This is a genomic window from Aquabacterium sp. CECT 9606 (assembly GCF_918741295.1).
Lineage (GTDB): Bacteria > Pseudomonadota > Gammaproteobacteria > Burkholderiales > Burkholderiaceae_C > Aquabacterium.
The window spans coordinates 178,223-195,967 of the sequence record NZ_CAKKNB010000005.1 but is presented as its reverse complement, the minus strand read 5'-3'; the positions used below and the strand labels follow the sequence as shown (position 1 = coordinate 195,967).

Genomic DNA, 17,745 nt, shown 5'->3' with positions numbered 1-17,745 from the left:
CCTCTTTGGTGTGGATTCAATCCACACACTTTATGAAGACCGTGCAACGCGACGCGACCCGCACATACCCTGCTCACCCCCGAAACAGGGTGAGTGTGACCCTCAGGGGTGGATCACCGACCGCGCTTTTTGGGCTTGACCACCTTGGCCGCTTTTTTTGCGCCTTGCCAAGGCTCAAGTTCATACTCGATCGATGCCGTGGTGAAGCGCAGCGTTTCCTTGTGCGCCACCGACAGCTCGGCCCAACGCCGTCCAAAGCTGCCTGCACAAGCGCGGAACACTTCTTCCGTGCTGGCCACCACGATGCGGTTGCCGCCACACTCGATGTCCAAGGCCATCACCGGCTCGCCAAAGATCTGCCAGATGCGCCCGACCAGGCGGGTGCATTCGGGCTCAACGTCCGACAGGTTGACCACCAGGATGCCCGAGGCGGTCAAAGCCTTGCGGCAGGCCTTGTAGAAATCCAGGCTGATCAGCGTTTCGGGCTGGCCTTCATAGTTGAAGCCATCCACCATGATCAGGTCATAGGTGCCCTGCTTCGTCTTCGCCACAAAGGCCGCCCCGTCGTCGCACACCACACGGAAGCGATCGCTGTCGGGTGGCACCTTGAAGGCATCCCGCACCTCAATGACGTGGGGATTGATCTCCACCACGGTGATGTCGGCCTGCGGCAGGTGTACATGGCAATACTTGGCCAGCGAACCACCACCCAGGCCGATCATCAGCACCTTGGCCGGCTCGGGGTTCAGCATCAAAAACGCCATCATCGCCCGCGTGTACTGCAGGTCCAGCGCGATGGGGTCATCCAGCCTCATGCGGCTCTGGATCAGACTCATGTCGAACTGCATCGACATCGAATCCTCGTCGGTGCTGATGAAAGGCTTCAAGGCATTGCTCTCGGTGAAGGGCCGAGATTCTTCAAATTCAGGCATCAATAGATCAGTCGGTCAGGGCGCAGGTCGCGCAGGATGGTGGTGGCGATCTCTTCGATCGATTTATGGGTGGACGACAGCCAGGCAATGCCCTCGCGCCGCATCATGGCCTCGGCCTGGCTGACCTCCAATCGGCAGTTCTCCAGGCTGGCGTACTTGCTGCCGGGCCGGCGTTCATTGCGGATTTGGGACAAACGCACTGGGTCGATGGTCAGGCCGAAGCACTTCTTCTTGTGAGGCTTGAGCATGGCGGGCAAGAAGCCGCGCTCGAAATCCTCGGGGATCAAGGGCACGTTGGCCGCCTTGATGCCATGTTGCATCGCCAAATACAAAGAAGTCGGCGTCTTGCCGCTGCGGCTCACACCCACCAGCACCACGTCCGACGTCTCCAGGCTGCGCCCAGACTGGCCGTCGTCATGCTCCAGCGTGAAATTGATGGCGTCGATGCGGTCGTTGTACTCGCGGTCCTGGCTGGCGTCGCTGAAGCGGCCCACCCGGTGGTTGGACTTCAGGCCGAACTCTTCCTCGAGCGGCTCCACAAAAGTCTTGATCATGTCAAAGACCTTGCCGTTGCACGCCTTGAGGATGTTGAGCACATCGTCATTGGCCAAAGTGGTGAACACCACGGCGCGCTTGCCCTCGCGCTCACCAGCGGCGTTGATCTCTCTCACCACCTGAAAAGCCTTGTCCACCGTGTCGATGAAGGGCCGGCGCACATGGCGCGGCTTGACCGCGAACTGGGCCAGGATGGAGTTGCCCAGGGTTTCGGCAGTGATGCCGGTGCCATCGGACACGAAAAAAACGCTGCGGTCAGACATGGGTAACGCCGGGAAAGAGCTTGAACAAGGCAGGATCATAGGCTGCCCCCTACAATCCGATCAACTTGGTGCGCAGATCGCCTGAAGGGCCCCATAAATACAATTACACGGCCCCGGGCGGACTTGCCACAGACCCATTTTTTTATCTTGGAGCTTTGTCTATGTCTACCCTCTTTGAGCCGACCGCCCTGGTCGTGCCCTTTGAACAACTGCGCATGACCGATGTCGAGTCCGTTGGCGGCAAAAACGCCAGCCTGGGCGAGATGATTTCGCAACTGCCCGATGGCGTTCGCGTGCCCACCGGCTTCGCCACCACGGCCCACGCCTTCCGTGAATTCCTCAAACACAACGGCCTGACCGAGCGCATCAGCCAACGCCTGGCTGCCCTGGACACCGAAGACGTCCGGGCCCTGGCCGAAGCCGGTGCCGAAATCCGCGGCTGGGTCGAGGCACAACCTTTCCCGGCTGATCTGGAAAAAGCCATCCGCGACGCCTTCGTCACGCTGGCTGGCGACAACCTGCAGGCCTCCTTCGCCGTGCGCTCGTCGGCCACCGCCGAAGACCTGCCCGACGCCTCGTTTGCCGGCCAGCAAGAGACCTTCCTGAACGTCGTCGGCATCGAAGACATCCTGCACAAGATGAAGGAAGTGTTCGCCTCGCTGTACAACGACCGCGCCATCTCCTACCGCGTGCACAAGGGCTTCGCCCACGACGTGGTGGCCCTGTCGGCCGGTGTGCAGCGCATGGTGCGCTCTGACCTGGGTGCCGCTGGCGTCATGTTCACCATCGACACCGAATCGGGCTTCGAAGACGTCGTCTTCATCACCTCCAGCTATGGCCTGGGCGAGACCGTGGTGCAAGGCGCCGTGAACCCTGACGAGTTCTACGTGCACAAGCCCGCGCTGAAAGCTGGCAAGCAGGCCGTGATCCGCCGCAACCTGGGCTCCAAGCTGATCAAGATGGAGTTCGCCACGCCCGAGGAAAAAGCAGCCTCCGGCAAGCTTGTGCGCACGGTGGACACCACGCACGAACTGCGCAACCGCTACAGCCTGAGCAACGAAGACGTGACCGAGCTGGGCAAGTACGCGCTCGTCATCGAGCAGCACTACGGCCGCCCCATGGACATCGAGTGGGGCAAGGACGGCACCGACGGCAAGATCTACATCCTGCAGGCCCGGCCTGAGACCGTGAAGAGCCAGCAGCAAGGCAAGACCGAGCAGCGCTACAAGCTCAAGAGCACCGGCACCGTGCTGGCCGAAGGCCGCGCCATTGGCCAGAAGATCGGTACTGGCCCCGTGCGCGTGGTGCACTCGTTGGCCGACATGGACACCGTCCAACCCGGTGACGTGCTCGTCACCGACATGACCGATCCCAATTGGGAACCAGTCATGAAACGCGCCAGCGCCATCGTCACCAACCGGGGCGGGCGCACCTGCCACGCCGCCATCATCGCGCGTGAACTGGGCATCCCCGCCGTGGTTGGCTGCGGCAACGCGACCGAAAAACTGAAGGACGGCGCCCTGGTCACCGTGGCCTGCTCCGAAGGCGACACTGGCCACATCTACGACGGCCTGCTGGAAACCGAGATCACCGAAGTCACGCGCGGCGAAATGCCCCACGTCGGCATCAAGATCATGATGAACGTGGGCAACCCGCAACTGGCTTTTGACTTCGCCCAGATGCCCAACAGCGGCGTGGGCCTGGCGCGGCTCGAATTCATCATCAACAACAACATCGGCGTGCACCCCAAGGCCATCCTCGACTACCCCAATGTCGACAACGACCTGAAAAAGGCCGTCGAGTCCGTTGCCCGTGGCCACGCCAGCCCACGAGCCTTTTACGTCGACAAGCTGGCCGAAGGCATCGCCACCATCGCCGCCGCCTTCTGGCCCAAGCCCGTCATCGTGCGCCTGTCCGATTTCAAGTCCAACGAGTACAAAAAGCTCATCGGCGGCTCGCGCTACGAGCCTGAAGAAGAAAACCCCATGCTGGGCTTCCGTGGCGCCTCGCGCTACATCAGCGCCGAGTTCGGCGAGGCCTTTGCCATGGAATGCGAAGCCCTCAAGCGCGTGCGCGTCGACATGGGCCTGACCAACGTCGAAATTATGGTGCCTTTCGTGCGCACCCTGAAGCAGGCCGAGAAGGTCACCACCATGCTGGCCGACCACGGCCTGGTGCGCGAATCGCAAGGCGGCAAGGACGGCCTCAAGGTCATCATGATGTGCGAGGTGCCCAGCAACGCCATCTTGGCTGACCAGTTCCTGGAATTCTTCGACGGCATGTCCATCGGCTCGAACGACCTGACCCAGCTCACCCTGGGCCTGGACCGTGATTCCGGCCTGGAAGTGCTGGCGCAAGACTTCGATGAGCGCGATCCAGCCGTCAAGGCCATGATTTCGCGCGCCATCGCGGCTTGCCGAGCTCAAGGCAAATACATTGGCATTTGCGGACAAGGCCCCAGTGACCACCCCGACTTTGCCGACTGGCTGGCCGAGGAAGGCATCGTGTCGATGTCACTCAACCCCGACACGGTGGTTGAAACCTGGCAGCGCCTGGCACAGAAGAAGTAAGCCCTCAGTAGGCCTGCAGCGCGGATATTGGCAAAAGTCAATATCCGCACTATAATCTTGGGCTACCCATTTGTTGCTTGGATGTGTTTTAGACATTTGAGCAGCCCTTGCCGTTTGCGGGTTTGACGCTTCGCGACGGCTTCCATCCTTCCTGGTGACCCATTCAAAGGCGCCAGGCGGGGAATCCATAAGGAGCATTTATGCGTCACTATGAAATCGTGCTGCTGATCCACCCGGATCAAAGCGAACAAGTTCCGGCCATGCTGGAGCGCTACAAGACCCTGATCACTTCCACCGGCGGCCAGGTGCACCGCGTTGAAGACTGGGGCCGCCGTCAACTGGCTTACCAGATCGTCAAGCTGGCCAAGGCGCACTACCTGTGCCTGAACATCGAGACCACCAAGGAAACCTTGGTTGAACTCGAAACCGGCTTCAAGTTCAATGACGCCGTGCTGCGTCACCTGACCGTGGTGAACGACAAGGCTCCGGCCGGCCCGTCCATCATGATGAAGCAAGTTGAGCGTGATGAAGCCCGCAAGGCCAGTCACCAAGAGCAACAAGCTGCTGCCTGATTGATGCCGCAAGGCATCGCGTCCGCGTTCTCATGAACCGTGTGCTGTTGACAGCCCAGATCATCGAACGCAAAGCGCTGAGATACACCCCGGCCGGATTACCCGCCCTCGACCTGGTTCTGAAACATGAATCGGATGTCGTCGAAGCCCAGCAGCCCCGCAAGGTGGCCATGGACATCAAGGCGGTGGCCATCGGATCGATTGCCGAGCAATTGACCCGATTCGAGATTGGCGTGCCCTTCGGGCTGGCTGGTTTCCTGGGAGCTCCTCGCAACGGACGCGGCGTGCTGCTGCACATCACCGAACTCAACGACACTGTTTAAAGAGGTCATCAAATGCCCGCTCCTCGTTCCAAGAACGGCAAGTTCTCCAAAGACCGCAAAGGTAAACGCAACACCCAATCGTTGCTGTTCCGCCGCAAGCGCTTCTGCCGCTTCACCGTCACCGGTGTTGAGCAGATCGACTACAAGGATGTCGACACCCTGCGCGACTTCATCGCCGAAAACGGCAAGATCATCCCCGCTCGCCTGACCGGCACGCGCGCGATCTATCAACGCCAGCTGACAACCGCCATCAAGCGCGCTCGCTTCCTGGCCATGCTGCCTTACAGCGACCAGCACAAGGTCTAAGGAGTTTTCGACATGCAAATCATCCTCCTCGAAAAAGTCGTCAACCTGGGCAGCCTGGGTGACGTGGTCAAGGTCAAAGACGGCTACGCCCGTAATTTCCTGATCCCTTCGGGCCGTGCCCGCCGTGCCACTGAAAAGGCCATCGCCGAATTCGAAGCTCGCCGCGCCGAGATCGAAAAGGCCCAAGCCGAGAAGCACGCAGCAGCCCAAGCCCTGGGCGATCGCCTGAGCGGCAAAACCGTGACCGTGAGCCAAAAGGCTGGCGTTGACGGCCGCCTGTTCGGTTCGGTCACCAACGCCGACATCGCCGAAGGCCTGAAGAAGGCTGGCTATGAGGTCGCCAAGGCCCAGGTGCGCATGCCCAATGGTCCTTTGAAGATCGTTGGCGAACACAGCGTGTCGGTGGCTTTGCACACCGATGTGGTGGTGGACGTGACCGTTGCCGTGGTTGGCGAAACCGCCTGATCGATCACTCGGTCAGAGGTTTCCACCTCGCACAACAAAAAGGCACCTTCGGGTGCCTTTTTTCATGCGCGCTGATGAGCAAGGCGCATCACCTCGGAAGGCGGCAAGGCCTTGAGTTGATGGTCTGACCAAACCTGACGCCAACGGCGCGCACCGGGCAAGCCGTTGTACAGGCCCAGAATGTGCCGGATCACTGCGGGCCAGCGCACCGCCGAGCCTTCCATGCCCTGGGTGCGCGCGATTTCACGCTCGCAGTAAGCCACCATGGCCGCTTCCAGGTCTTCACGGCGCCGGTCGGTGCCCAAGGATTCGTCGCCATAGAACAGGGCATCCCAGTTGGCCATCATCCAGGGCTGGTGGTATGCAGCACGGCCGACCATGACACCATCCAGTGTCACCCCCTCGTAAACCGAACCCGGTTTGAGTTGCTCGGCAATCTGTGCGTTGTCGGTGATGCCCCCATTGAGCACAATCGTCAGGTTTGGAAAATCGCGCTTGAGCCGGTGCACGAACTCGTAACGCAGTGGCGGCACCTCGCGGTTCTCTTTAGGACTCAGGCCCTTCAACCAGGCATTGCGGGCGTGCACCATGAACACCTCGCAGCCAGTGTCGGCGATCGTGCCCACGAAATCGCGAACGAAGTCGTAGCTCTCGCCCTGGTCGATGCCAATGCGGTGCTTGACCGTGATCGGCATGCGTGCATTGCCACCCGTGGCATCCAGCATGGCCTTGACGCCATCGGCCACCAAAGGCGCTTCGGCCATCAGGCAAGCGCCAAAAGCGCCGCGTTGCACGCGCTCGCTGGGGCAACCGCAGTTGAGGTTGACCTCATCGTAACCCCATTGCTGGGCCAGCTTGGCACAGGCGGCCAGGTCGGCAGGTTCGCTGCCGCCCAGTTGCAGGGCCACAGGGTGCTCTTCCGTGTTGAAGTCCAGATGGCGGGGCACATTGCCGTGCAGCAGCGCACCCGTGGTCACCATCTCGGTGTACAGGCGGGCGTGTTGGCTGAGCTGGCGGTGGAAGTAGCGACAATGCCGGTCCGTCCAGTCCATCATCGGGGCCACCGACAGGCGCCATGGGCTGTGTTGCGGGCTCATTTCGCGATTCATTTTCAGCTCAAGTCACGCAGCGGGTGCAGCCACTGCGGCCAGGGGCTTTGAAAGAAAGCCTGCACCATTTCTGCGGTCACTTCGGAGGTATTGGCGGGATTCCACATGGGCTGCTGGTCCTTGTCAACGGCCAGCGCCCGGATGCCTTCCACGGTTTCGCTCTCGCGGCCTCGGCGCAGGCCAAAGCAATGACGCACCATGTCGCGCTCCATGCGAAACACCTGCGACAAACTCATGGCGCGTGCGCGGCGGATCTGCTCCAAGGTCACGCACATCATCAAGGGCGAGTTGCCCGACATGTGGTGAATGGTCTGACGCGCCCATTCGCTGTCATCGGTGGCCAGCGACGACAAGATCTCGGCCACGGTGTGGTGCGCGAAATGTCGGTCAATGCGCTCACGCTCGGCCAACAGCACGGAGGGCTTCACGCCCGACTGGTCCACCAGGTTCAGCATGGCCCGGGCACGGCGCAGAAAGCCGGCATCGGTGCTGGGCGGCCTCTGTGCCAGCGACTCAAGCCAGGGATCCAATTCGCGGGCGGGCGCGTATGCATCCGCCAAACCCCAGGCCAAGGCCTCGGCCGCGGCAATGCCTTTGCCGCACACCCCCAGGTACTCGCCCACCCTGCCAGGGCAGCGCGATAAAAAGTAGCCGCCGGCCACATCGGGGAACAGGCCAATGCGCGTTTCGGGCATGGCCAGGTGGGCGCGCTCGGTCACCACGCGAAGGCGGGCGCCTTGCGCCAAGCCCATGCCGCCACCCATCACGATGCCTTCCATCCAGGCCACGATGGGCTTGTGAAAGCGGTGCAACAGGTGGTCGAGTGCGTATTCTTCGGTGAAGAAGTCGTCGAGCCGCAAATCGCCCGACAAGGCCGCGCTGTGCATGAAGCGGATATCACCGCCCGCACAGAAATTGGCCGCGTCCTCGCCAGGGCGGGCCGAGCCACGCAGCACGATGCCCACGACGGCGGGATCATGTTCCCAACGTCGCAGCACCTCGGTCAGCGCCCTGACCATCTCCAGATTGAGCGCGTTGAGCGCCTTGGGCCGGTTCAAGCGGATCACGCCCACCGAACCCACCATGCGGACTTCAATCATGGTGAACGACCTCTCAACGCGTCAAATCAAGAGCGGAACGAACTCAAGCGTTGCGGTTGCGCTTGCGATCGCTTTCCTTGAGGAATCGCTTGCGCACACGGATCGACTTGGGCGTGATTTCAACCAGCTCGTCGTCGTCGATGAAGTCAACGCCGTATTCCAGCGTCAGGTCGATCGGAGGCGTGATCTTGATCGCGTCTTCCTTGCCAGACACACGGAAGTTGGTCAGCTGCTTGGTGCGCGTCGCGTTCACGACCAAGTCGTTGTCACGGCTGTGGATACCAACGATCATGCCTTCGTACACGGGGTCGTTCGGCTTGACGAACATGCGGCCACGGTCGTCCAGCTTGCCCAGGGCGTAAGTGAAGATTTCACCTTCGTCCATGGAGATCAGCACGCCGTTCTTGCGGCCACCAATCTCGCCCTTGTGCGGCTCGTAGCCGTCAAACAAGGAGGCGATCAGGCCAGAGCCACGGGTCAAGTTCATGAACTCGTTGCTGAAGCCAATCAGGCCACGGGCCGGGATGCGGTATTCCAGACGCACACGCCCATGGCCATCGGGCTCCATGTTGACCATGTCACCCTTGCGCAGACCCAGGGCCTGCATCACGCCACCCTGGTGGATCTCTTCGACGTCAACGGTCACCAGCTCCATCGGCTCGCACTTCTCGCCGTTGATCTCCTGAAACACCACGCGGGGCTTGGAGACAGCCAGCTCGTAGCCTTCACGGCGCATGTTTTCCAGCAGGATGGTCAGGTGCAGTTCGCCACGGCCCATGACTTCAAAGACACCGTCTTCATCGGTTTCCTTGACGCGCAGGGCCACGTTGTGTTGCAGCTCTTTCTGCAGGCGGTCCCAGATCTGGCGGCTGGTCACGTACTTGCCTTCACGACCGGCCAAAGGCGAGTTGTTCACGCAGAAATTCATGGTCAGGGTAGGCTCGTCGATCTTGAGCATCGGCAGAGGCTGTGGGTTCTCACGGTCGGTCACCGTCACGCCAATGTTGATGTCTTCGATGCCGTTGATCAGCACGATGTTGCCAGGACCGGCTTCGGTCACTTGCACACGGTCCAGGCCTTGGAAAGTCAGCACCTGGTTGATGCGGCCCTTGATGGACCGGCCTTCAGGGCCTTCCATCACGAGCACGTCCTGGCCGGGCTTGATCGTGCCCTGGCTGATGCGGCCCACGCCGATGCGGCCCACGAAGGTCGAGAAGTCCAGCGCCGAAATCTGCAGTTGCAGAGGGGCTGCGGGGTCGCCCGATTGAGCCGGCACGTGCTTGAGCACAGTGTTGAACAGGGCCGACATGTCTTCGCCCCACTTCTCACCAGGCGCGCCTTCGGTCAGCGAAGTCCACCCATTGATGCCAGAGGCATACACCACGGGAAAGTCCAGTTGCTCGTCGGTGGCACCCAGCTTGTCGAACAGGTCGAAAGCGGCGTTGACCACGGCATCGGGCTTCGCACCGGGCTTGTCGACCTTGTTGACCACGACGATGGGCTTGAGGCCCAGGGCCAGCGCCTTCTTGGTCACGAAGCGCGTTTGCGGCATCGGGCCTTCTTGCGCGTCGATCAGCAGCACCACGCCGTCGACCATGGACAGCGCGCGTTCCACTTCACCACCGAAGTCGGCGTGGCCCGGGGTGTCGACGATGTTGATGTGCGTGCCTTCCCAGCTCACGGCGCAGTTCTTGGCCAGGATGGTGATGCCCCGCTCGCGTTCGATGGCGTTGTTGTCCATCACGGTGTCGACCACTTTTTCGTGGTCGGCGAAGGTGCCCGACTGGCGCAGCAGTTGGTCAACCATGGTGGTTTTGCCATGGTCAACGTGGGCGATGATGGCGATATTGCGGATTTGTTTGCTCATGCGAGGCTCACTGGTCTGAAATCAAAGAACTGGGGTCAACAGCCCTTGCACTTCGGCAGGGCTGAGTAAACGGGTCGGGATCAATTCACCGGCCTTGATGTGGGCACTGCCCAGCAGCACCCGGGGCAACTGGCCGTTGGCGGCCGAGGGGTTGGGTCCGTAGACCCGAACTTGGGGCGCATCGTCCAGCTTCACGCGGCGGCGCAGGCCGGTGAGGAAGCGGCCGGCTTCGCTTTCGTCCAGGACCACGGCGGGCCAATCGGACAACAGCACATCGGCGGCTTGGAGGTGGGTGTCGCGCTCGGCTTCGGTCATGGCTTGCAGTGCTTCGAGGGTCACGGCGCCATCGAGCGTCGTGCCACCGCTGGCCGTGCGGCGCAGGCCTTGCAGGTGGGCGCCACAGCCCAGGTGCTCGCCGATCGACTCGGCCAAGGTGCGGATGTAGGTGCCTTTGCTGCAACGCACGTCCACCGTCAGGCTGTCACCTTGCCAGCCAACGATGTCAATGGCGTGAATGGTGATGCGGCGCGAGGGGCGCTCGATCTCGATGCCTTCGCGGGCGTACTCGTACAGGGCCCGGCCTTCGTGCTTGAGGGCTGAATGCATGGGGGGCACCTGGTCGATCTCGCCGGTCATGGCGGTGCAGGCGCGGGCAATGGCCGCGTCATCGACTTGCACCGGACGTTCTTGCAAGATCTGTCCTTCGCCATCACCCGTGGTGGTGGTCTGGCCGAGTTTGAGCGTGGCGCGGTAGCATTTGTCCGCATCCAGGGACACCTGCGAAAACTTGGTGGCAGCGCCGAAGCACAGGGGCAGCAAGCCAGTGGCGAGAGGATCGAGTGTGCCGGTGTGGCCGGCTTTCTCGGCGCGCATCAGGCGGCGCACTTTCTGCAAGGCGTCATTGCTCGACAGGCCCAAGGGCTTGTCCAGCAGGATGACGCCGTGCAGAGCGCGGCGCGGTTGACGCGGCGGCCGGGTGTTCATTCGGGCTGGGCCTCTTTGCCTTCTGGAGGGGCATCCGGCTCAGCGTCCTTGGCCTTGTCTTTCACAGCCTTGGTGATCAAGGCGCTGAGCTCGGCGGCACGCTCGGTGGTGCGATCGAAGTGAAAGTGCAAGGTGGGCACGGTGTGGATCTGCAGGCGCTTGAACAGGCCATTTCGGACAAAGCCGGCGGCTTCGTTCAAGGCCAATTCGCAGGCCTGCGGATCACCGGTCAACACCGAGAAAAACACCTTGGCGTGGGCGTAGTCGGGCGTCACTTCAACATGGTTGATCGTGATCATGCCGATGCGCGGATCCTTCAGGTCGCGGATGAGCTCGGCCACATCGCGCTGAATCTGATCAGAGACGCGGTGGCTGCGGTTGGGAGCTGATTTTTTATGGCGCATGGTGAACTCCTGAAGCACAGGCCCTCAAGCACGAACCCCGCCGGGTGAAGGCGGGGTCGCGGGTCGGGCCCGAAGGCACGTGAATGCCTTACAAGGTGCGAGCAACTTCCTTGATTTCGAAGAACTCCAGGACATCGCCTTCCTTGATGTCGTTGTAGCCCTTGAGGTTGAGGCCGCACTCGAAGCCCTCCTTGACTTCCTTGACGTCGTCCTTGAAGCGCTTGAGGCCGTCGAGTTCGCCGGTGTAGATGACCACGTTTTCGCGCAGCAGACGCAGACGCGCACTGCGGCGGACCACGCCGGACAAGACCATGCAACCCGCGATCGTGCCGATCTTCGAGGCGATGAACACCTGACGGATCTCGGCCGAACCGATGACTTCTTCGCGCAACTCGGGCGCCAACATGCCCGACATCGCCGCCTTCACTTCATCCACGGCGTCGTAAATGATGTTGTAGTAGCGGATGTCCACGCCGTTGTGCTCGGCCAGCTTGCGAGCGCCAGCATCTGCACGGGTGTTGAAGCCAATCAGCACCGCCTTGGAGGCGATGGCCAGATTGACGTCGGACTCGCTGATGCCACCCACGGCGGCATGAACGATCTGCACCTTGATCTCGGGCGTCGACAGCTTGAGCAGGGACGTGCCCAGGGCTTCTTGCGAACCTTGGACGTCGGCCTTGATGATGAGCGGCAGCGTTTGCACTTCGCCCTGGCCCATGTTCTCGAACATGTTCTCGAGCTTGGCGGCTTGTTGCTTGGACAGCTTGACGTCGCGGTAACGGCCTTGGCGGAAGGTGGCGATTTCACGGGCACGGCGTTCGTCGCCCAGCACCATGAATTCGTCGCCAGCCGACGGGACTTCGGTCAGGCCCTGGATTTCAACAGGGATGGACGGGCCAGCCTCGTTGATGGGTTTGCCGTTCTCGTCCAGCATGGCGCGAACGCGGCCATAGCTGGCACCGGCCAGAACCACGTCACCACGCTTGAGCGTACCGGTTTGAATCAGCACGGTCGCAACAGGGCCACGGCCCTTGTCCAGGCGCGCTTCGATGACCAGGCCCTTGGCCATGGCTTCCTTGGGTGCGGTGAGTTCCAGCACTTCAGCTTGCAGCAGCACTTGTTCCAGCAAGGCATCGATGCCCTGACCGGTCTTGGCCGACACTTGCACGAAGGGCGAATCGCCACCGTACTCTTCAGGCACCACTTGCTCGCCGACCAGCTCTTGCTTGACGCGTTCAAGGTTGGTGTCGGGCTTGTCGATCTTGTTGATCGCGACCACGATGGGCACCCCAGCCGCTTTGGCGTGGTGGATGGCTTCCTTGGTCTGCGGCATCACGCCGTCGTCCGCCGCCACCACCAGGATGACGATGTCGGTGGCCTTGGCACCACGGGCTCGCATGGCCGTGAAGGCCTCGTGACCTGGGGTGTCCAGGAAGGTGATCATGCCGCGAGGCGTGTCAACGTGGTACGCACCGATGTGCTGCGTGATACCGCCAGCCTCACCGGCCGCAACACGGCTGGTGCGGATGTAGTCCAGCAGCGAGGTCTTGCCGTGGTCGACGTGACCCATGACGGTGACCACAGGAGCACGAGGCAGCAACTCGCCGGTTTGAGCGGCGTGTTCTTCTTCGAGGAAGGCGTCCGGATCGTCCAGCTTGGCAGCGACCGCGGTGTGGCCCAGTTCCTCGACGAGGATCATGGCGGTTTCCTGATCCAACTGCTGGTTGATGGTGACCATCTGACCCAGCTTCATCAAGTGTTTGATGACCTCGGAGGCCTTGACCGACATCTTGTGTGCCAGATCGGCCACGCTGATGGTTTCAGGCACGTGAACCTCGATGACTTGTGGTTCGCTCGGGGCCACGAAGTTGGATTGGTGATCGCTGCTGCGGTTGTCACCACGGCGGCCACCACGGCCACCCGGCGCACGCCAGCCACTGGCACCACCAGGCGAACGCCCGGCAGGACCCTTGTTGCCGGCGGCGGCACGTTTCTTGGCGTCATCCGCCCAGCTCGACGAGAGCTTCTCGGACTTGACCGACTTTTTGTCGCCAGGCTTGGCAGCACCCGCGGCACCCGGCGCGGCGGGCGCACCTGGGGCGCCCTTGGGCTTGTGAATGGTGCCCTTGATGCCTTCTTTGCTGGCATCAGCCTTGGGTGGCTCGACGGGCTTGGGAGCAGTCAGCACCTTGCGGGGTGCCGACATCATGGCCCGGATCGCGGCAGCTTCGTCTTCAGCAGCCTTGCGGCGGCCGGCCAGGTCGGCAATGCGTTGCTTTTCTTCGGCTTCGATCGTCGCGGCCTTGACCACGCGCACGCCAGAAGGCTTGGCCGGCGCAGTAGGCGCGGCAGGCGCAACGGCAGAGGCCGCAGCAGGCGCGGTCGTCGCTGCGGTCGACGCGGTTGTCGCGTTCGCTTCATCAGAAGCGCCATCGGCACCATCACCACCTTCAGCCAGCGCCACCACGGGCGCGGCGGCCACTTCGGCCACCACCGCCGCGGTCTTGCGGGGGTTGCGGCTCTTGGAAGACGCCGTCAGTGCCGCGGACTCGGCACGTGCGGCGGCTTCTTGCGCAGCACGGCGGGCCACAGCTTCTTGCTGTGTCGTCAACTGGGCGGAGTCCTGCACAGCGCGTGCAGCATCTTCGGCGGCCTTGGCCTGGGCGGCCTCGGCGGCTTCGCGTTGAACGCGTTCTTGCTCTTCGCGCTGGCGACGCTGCTCGGTCAGGGCTTCTTCCTGCACGCGCAGGGCTTCGGCTTCCTGGCGAGCCTCTTCCTCGCGACGCTGCAAATCAGCTTCGTCGATCTCAGGTGCGGCCTCTTCACCACCACCGACTTCATCACGCTTGACGAAGGTGCGCTTCTTGCGCACTTCAACCTGGATCGTGCGGGCCTTGCCCGAGGCATCCGCCTGCTTGATTTCAGTGGTCGACTTGCGCGTCAGCGTGATCTTCTTGCGATCAGCTGCGGCAGAGCCGTGGGCATGGCGAAGGTGGTCCAGCAGGCGCTCTTTGTCGGCCTCCGTGACCACGTCTTCGTGCGAAGCTTTCGGCACGCCCGCTGAATGCAGCTGCTCCAGCAGGGTTGCTGCCGGACGATTGAGCTCCGCGGCGAGTTGTGTGACGGTGGTCACGGCCATGTGTTAATCCTTGCGATGTACTTGCTAAATGAGAAGTCGAGGGTGGACGGGTGATCAGGCAAACCAGTGTTCACGAGCTTTCATGATCAAGGCACGGGCTTGTTCATCGCCCACTTCCGTGATCTCGGTCAGCTCGTCGACGGCCAGATCGGCCAGGTCGTCACGGGTGTGAATACCGGCTTCAGCCAATTTGGTGATCAACTCAGAGGTCAGGCCATCCAGACCCTTGAGATTTTCCGACAAAGTCTCGACTTCTTCTTCCTTGGCGATTTCCATGGTCAGCAGTGAGTCTTTTGCGCGGGTGCGCAACTCATTGACCGTGTCTTCGTCAAACGATTCGATTTCCAACATTTCCTGCAGCGGCACGTAAGCCACTTCTTCAAGGCTGGTGAAGCCTTCGGCGATCAGGATCTCGGCCACTTCCTCGTCCACGTCGAGTTTGTCGACGAAGAGCTTGCGGATGACGTCGGTTTCAACGGCTTGCTTTTGCGCCGATTCTTCCTTGGTCATGATGTTGATGCGCCAGCCCGTCAGCTCGGACGCCAGGCGCACGTTCTGACCACCGCGGCCGATGGCGATGGCGAGGTTTTCCTCGTCCACGGCCACGTCCATGGCGTGCTTTTCTTCGTCCACGAAAATGGATTGCACGTTGGCCGGGGCCAGCGCACCAATCACAAATTGGGCCGGATCTTCAGACCACAAGACGATGTCGACGCGTTCGCCGGCCAATTCGTTGGTCACGGCGGTGACGCGCGAACCACGCACGCCCACGCAAGTGCCGATGGGATCAACGCGCTTGTCGTGAGACAGCACCGCGATCTTGGCGCGGGAACCGGCGTCACGGGCGCAGCTCTTGATCTCAAGCAGGCCTTGCTCGATCTCGGGCACTTCCTGGCGGAACAGCTCAATCATGAAATCGGGGGCGCTGCGCGACAGCATGATCTGCGGGCCACGCACGGCGGAATCGACACCCAGGATGTAGGCGCGCACGCGATCGGCGGTGCGGAGGTTTTCCTTGGGGATCATCTCGCTGCGCTTGAGGCGGCCTTCGACGCGGCCAGACTCGACGATCACGTCGCCCTTGTCCATGCGCTTGACGGTGCCCACGAAGATCTTGTCACCGCGCGACAGGAAGTCGTTCAGCAGTTGCTCGCGCTCGGCGTCGCGGATCTTTTGCAAAATGACCTGCTTGGCAGCTTGAGCACCAATGCGGCCAATCGGCATGGATTCGATCGATTCCTCGATGTAATCATCGACTTCGATGTCAGGGATTTGCTCCTGGGCTTCGAACAGCAGGATTTCTGCGTCGGGCAGCTGCAGGCCAGCCTCGTTGGGCACAACGTGCCAACGACGGAAGGTTTCGTAGTTGCCGTCTTCGCGGTCAACGGCGACACGGATGTCCACCTCGCCGCTGTACAGCTTCTTGGTGGCCGAGGCCAGTGCCGATTCAACAGCTCCAAACACGATGTCGCGTTCCACGCTTTTTTCGCGCGAAATCGCATCGACCAACATCAACAATTCGCGGTTCATTTCTTCTGACCTCCGAGATCTTGCGCCTCATCCACGGCTACTTCACCAGCCTCCGGGGTTGCCACCCGGCGGCCTCGCCCTTTGAAATCCACCACCGGCACAAGCCGTGCGGCGCGGACTTCATCGAGCGTGAAACCCAATGCTTGCTCTACTGCGTTCTTGCCTTCGCCCACCTTGAACACCAATTGCCAGGATCCACCCTCAGGAGCGGCTTCACCTTCAGGCACCTCGACGGCTTCAAGGACACCCCGGTAGTTCTTGCGGCCCTGGAAAGGAACCTTCAAAGATACCTCGACCTCGACGCCTGCGAAGCGTTCGAAATGCGCGGGCGTCGTCAATGGGCGGTCCAGCCCTGGAGATGAAACCTCCAGGCGGCTGTAATCGACATTGACCACTTCCAGCGCATATTGAAGCTGGCGGTTGACCTTTTCACAGTCTTCCACCGTGACGTATTCGCCCGGCAAGTCGTACACACCATCAGGCAGGCGGTCGATGTACACGCGCAGCAACCCCTGCGGGGTGCGCTCGCATTCCACCAACTCGTAACCCAAACCAGTCACGGTGCTTTCAACAGCTTTGACCAAACTCATCAACTCTCAATACGCAATCTGGGACCGACCCTGAAACCCTGCTTTTTGGGCAGAATCAAAGCCGATCAAAAAATGACAAGCGAAAAAAATGGGCTGGATTCATCCGCCCACCTGACGTAATCAGCGAAGCCGGTATTCTAGCCTCACGCAGACCCGTCAGCAAGGGTTGTGCCCGAAATTACCGCTCCGCCTTCATGGCATGACAGAATCCGCGCTGGTTTAGCACTAACACTGGAGACTCCATGGGCTTTCTCGCCGGCAAACGTCTGCTGATCACCGGACTGTTGTCCAACCGCTCCATCGCCTACGGCATTGCCAAGGCCTGTCACCGCGAGGGGGCCGAGCTGGCTTTCAGCTATGTGGGCGAACGCTTCAAGGAGCGCACCACCGAGTTTGCCAAGGAGTTTGGCTCCAGTCTGATATTCGACTGCGACGTGGCCAGCGACGAACAGATCACCGCGATGTTTGCCGATTTGTCGAAAACCTGGCCCACCTTCGATGGATTCGTGCATTCCATCGGTTTTGCGCCCAAAGAGGCCATTGCCGGCGACTTTCTGGAAGGTCTGTCGCGTGAATCGTTCCGCATTGCGCACGACATCTCCAGCTACAGCTTCCCGGCCATGGCCAAGGCGGCCCTGCCCTACCTGAACAGCACCGCCGCATTGCTGACGCTGACTTATTTGGGGTCGGAACGAATTGTGCCCAATTACAACACCATGGGCCTGGCCAAGGCTTCTCTGGAAGCCAGCGTGCGCTATACCGCCGCCAGCCTCAGCCCCAAAGGCATCCGGGTCAACGGCATTTCCGCCGGGCCCATCAAAACCCTGGCCGCATCAGGGATCAAGGGCTTTCGCCAGATTCTGGACGTGGTCGAGCAAAGCGCACCGTCCCGACGCAATGTGACCATTGAGGACGTGGGCAATGTGGCCGCCTTCATGATGTCCGACCTGGCGGCTGGCGTGACGGCCGAGATCACCTACGTGGACGGCGGCTTCAGCCATGCCATGAGCGGCATGGGCAACGGCGCGGAGTAACG

At 61.5% G+C, this 17,745-nt stretch carries 16 protein-coding genes; 6 read left to right on the top strand and 10 right to left on the bottom strand.

Annotated elements, in window-relative coordinates; all coding sequences use genetic code 11:
• Positions 1-113: 113 nt before the first annotated feature.
• Both LQ232_RS22105 and LQ232_RS22100 read right to left on the bottom strand, forming a co-directional pair.
• Positions 114-932 (bottom strand): fused MFS/spermidine synthase, encoded by an 819-nt coding sequence (locus LQ232_RS22105; protein WP_230182557.1) that lies wholly within the window; start codon positions 930-932, stop codon positions 114-116.
• Positions 932-1,750 (bottom strand): pyruvate, water dikinase regulatory protein, encoded by an 819-nt coding sequence (locus tag LQ232_RS22100; RefSeq protein WP_230182556.1) that lies wholly within the window; start codon positions 1,748-1,750, stop codon positions 932-934. The genes LQ232_RS22105 and LQ232_RS22100 overlap by 1 nt, the downstream gene beginning before the upstream one ends.
• 161 nt (positions 1,751-1,911) lie before the next feature.
• Between LQ232_RS22100 and ppsA the strand changes: the two genes are divergently transcribed.
• The 5 genes from ppsA (at position 1,912) to rplI (ending at position 5,986) form a co-directional block, all read left to right on the top strand.
• On the top strand, positions 1,912-4,320 hold the full coding sequence (ppsA, locus tag LQ232_RS22095; RefSeq protein ID WP_230182555.1) for a phosphoenolpyruvate synthase: 2,409 nt from the start codon (positions 1,912-1,914) through the stop codon (positions 4,318-4,320).
• A gap of 200 nt (positions 4,321-4,520) precedes the next feature.
• A complete protein-coding gene (gene rpsF, locus LQ232_RS22090) occupies positions 4,521-4,892 on the top strand; it encodes a 30S ribosomal protein S6 (protein ID WP_230182554.1) in 372 nt (123 codons plus the stop codon).
• 32 nt (positions 4,893-4,924) lie between these two features.
• On the top strand, positions 4,925-5,215 hold the full coding sequence (priB, locus tag LQ232_RS22085; RefSeq protein WP_230182553.1) for a primosomal replication protein N: 291 nt from the start codon (positions 4,925-4,927) through the stop codon (positions 5,213-5,215).
• Between the two features lie 12 nt (positions 5,216-5,227).
• Positions 5,228-5,521 carry a 30S ribosomal protein S18 gene (gene rpsR, locus LQ232_RS22080; RefSeq protein WP_230182552.1) on the top strand — a complete coding sequence of 98 codons (294 nt, stop codon included), beginning with the start codon at positions 5,228-5,230 and terminating at the stop codon, positions 5,519-5,521.
• A gap of 12 nt (positions 5,522-5,533) precedes the next feature.
• Positions 5,534-5,986: a 50S ribosomal protein L9 gene (gene rplI / locus LQ232_RS22075; protein WP_230182551.1), complete on the top strand. Its 453-nt coding sequence runs from the start codon at positions 5,534-5,536 to the stop codon at positions 5,984-5,986.
• Positions 5,987-6,048: 62 nt separating this feature from the next.
• Here rplI and dusA read toward each other — a convergent pair whose 3' ends face one another.
• The 8 genes from dusA to rimP form a co-directional block, all read right to left on the bottom strand.
• Positions 6,049-7,083, bottom strand: a complete 1,035-nt coding sequence (gene dusA / locus LQ232_RS22070; RefSeq protein WP_230182550.1) for a tRNA dihydrouridine(20/20a) synthase DusA — start codon at positions 7,081-7,083, stop codon at positions 6,049-6,051.
• A 14-nt stretch (positions 7,084-7,097) separates the two neighbouring features.
• Positions 7,098-8,195, bottom strand: coding sequence for an enoyl-CoA hydratase/isomerase family protein (locus LQ232_RS22065; protein ID WP_230182549.1), 1,098 nt, complete (start codon positions 8,193-8,195; stop codon positions 7,098-7,100).
• A gap of 43 nt (positions 8,196-8,238) precedes the next feature.
• Positions 8,239-10,062: a translational GTPase TypA gene (gene typA, locus LQ232_RS22060; protein WP_230182548.1), complete on the bottom strand. Its 1,824-nt coding sequence runs from the start codon at positions 10,060-10,062 to the stop codon at positions 8,239-8,241.
• 21 nt (positions 10,063-10,083) lie between these two features.
• Complete coding sequence (truB, locus tag LQ232_RS22055; protein WP_230182547.1) at positions 10,084-11,046, bottom strand: tRNA pseudouridine(55) synthase TruB; 963 nt, start codon at positions 11,044-11,046, stop codon at positions 10,084-10,086.
• Positions 11,043-11,450, bottom strand: a complete 408-nt coding sequence (rbfA, locus tag LQ232_RS22050; RefSeq protein ID WP_230182546.1) for a 30S ribosome-binding factor RbfA — start codon at positions 11,448-11,450, stop codon at positions 11,043-11,045. Before rbfA ends, truB begins: the two co-directional genes overlap by 4 nt.
• An 88-nt stretch (positions 11,451-11,538) precedes the next feature.
• Positions 11,539-14,589 (bottom strand): translation initiation factor IF-2, encoded by a 3,051-nt coding sequence (infB, locus tag LQ232_RS22045; protein ID WP_230182545.1) that lies wholly within the window; start codon positions 14,587-14,589, stop codon positions 11,539-11,541.
• A gap of 54 nt (positions 14,590-14,643) precedes the next feature.
• Positions 14,644-16,119 carry a transcription termination factor NusA gene (gene nusA / locus LQ232_RS22040; protein WP_230182544.1) on the bottom strand — a complete coding sequence of 492 codons (1,476 nt, stop codon included), beginning with the start codon at positions 16,117-16,119 and terminating at the stop codon, positions 14,644-14,646.
• On the bottom strand, positions 16,116-16,709 hold the full coding sequence (rimP, locus tag LQ232_RS22035) for a ribosome maturation factor RimP (RefSeq protein ID WP_230182543.1): 594 nt from the start codon (positions 16,707-16,709) through the stop codon (positions 16,116-16,118). Before rimP ends, nusA begins: the two co-directional genes overlap by 4 nt.
• A gap of 242 nt (positions 16,710-16,951) precedes the next feature.
• Between rimP and fabI the strand changes: the two genes are divergently transcribed.
• Positions 16,952-17,743 (top strand): enoyl-ACP reductase FabI, encoded by a 792-nt coding sequence (fabI, locus tag LQ232_RS22030; protein ID WP_230182542.1) that lies wholly within the window; start codon positions 16,952-16,954, stop codon positions 17,741-17,743.
• Positions 17,744-17,745: the final 2 nt, after the last annotated feature.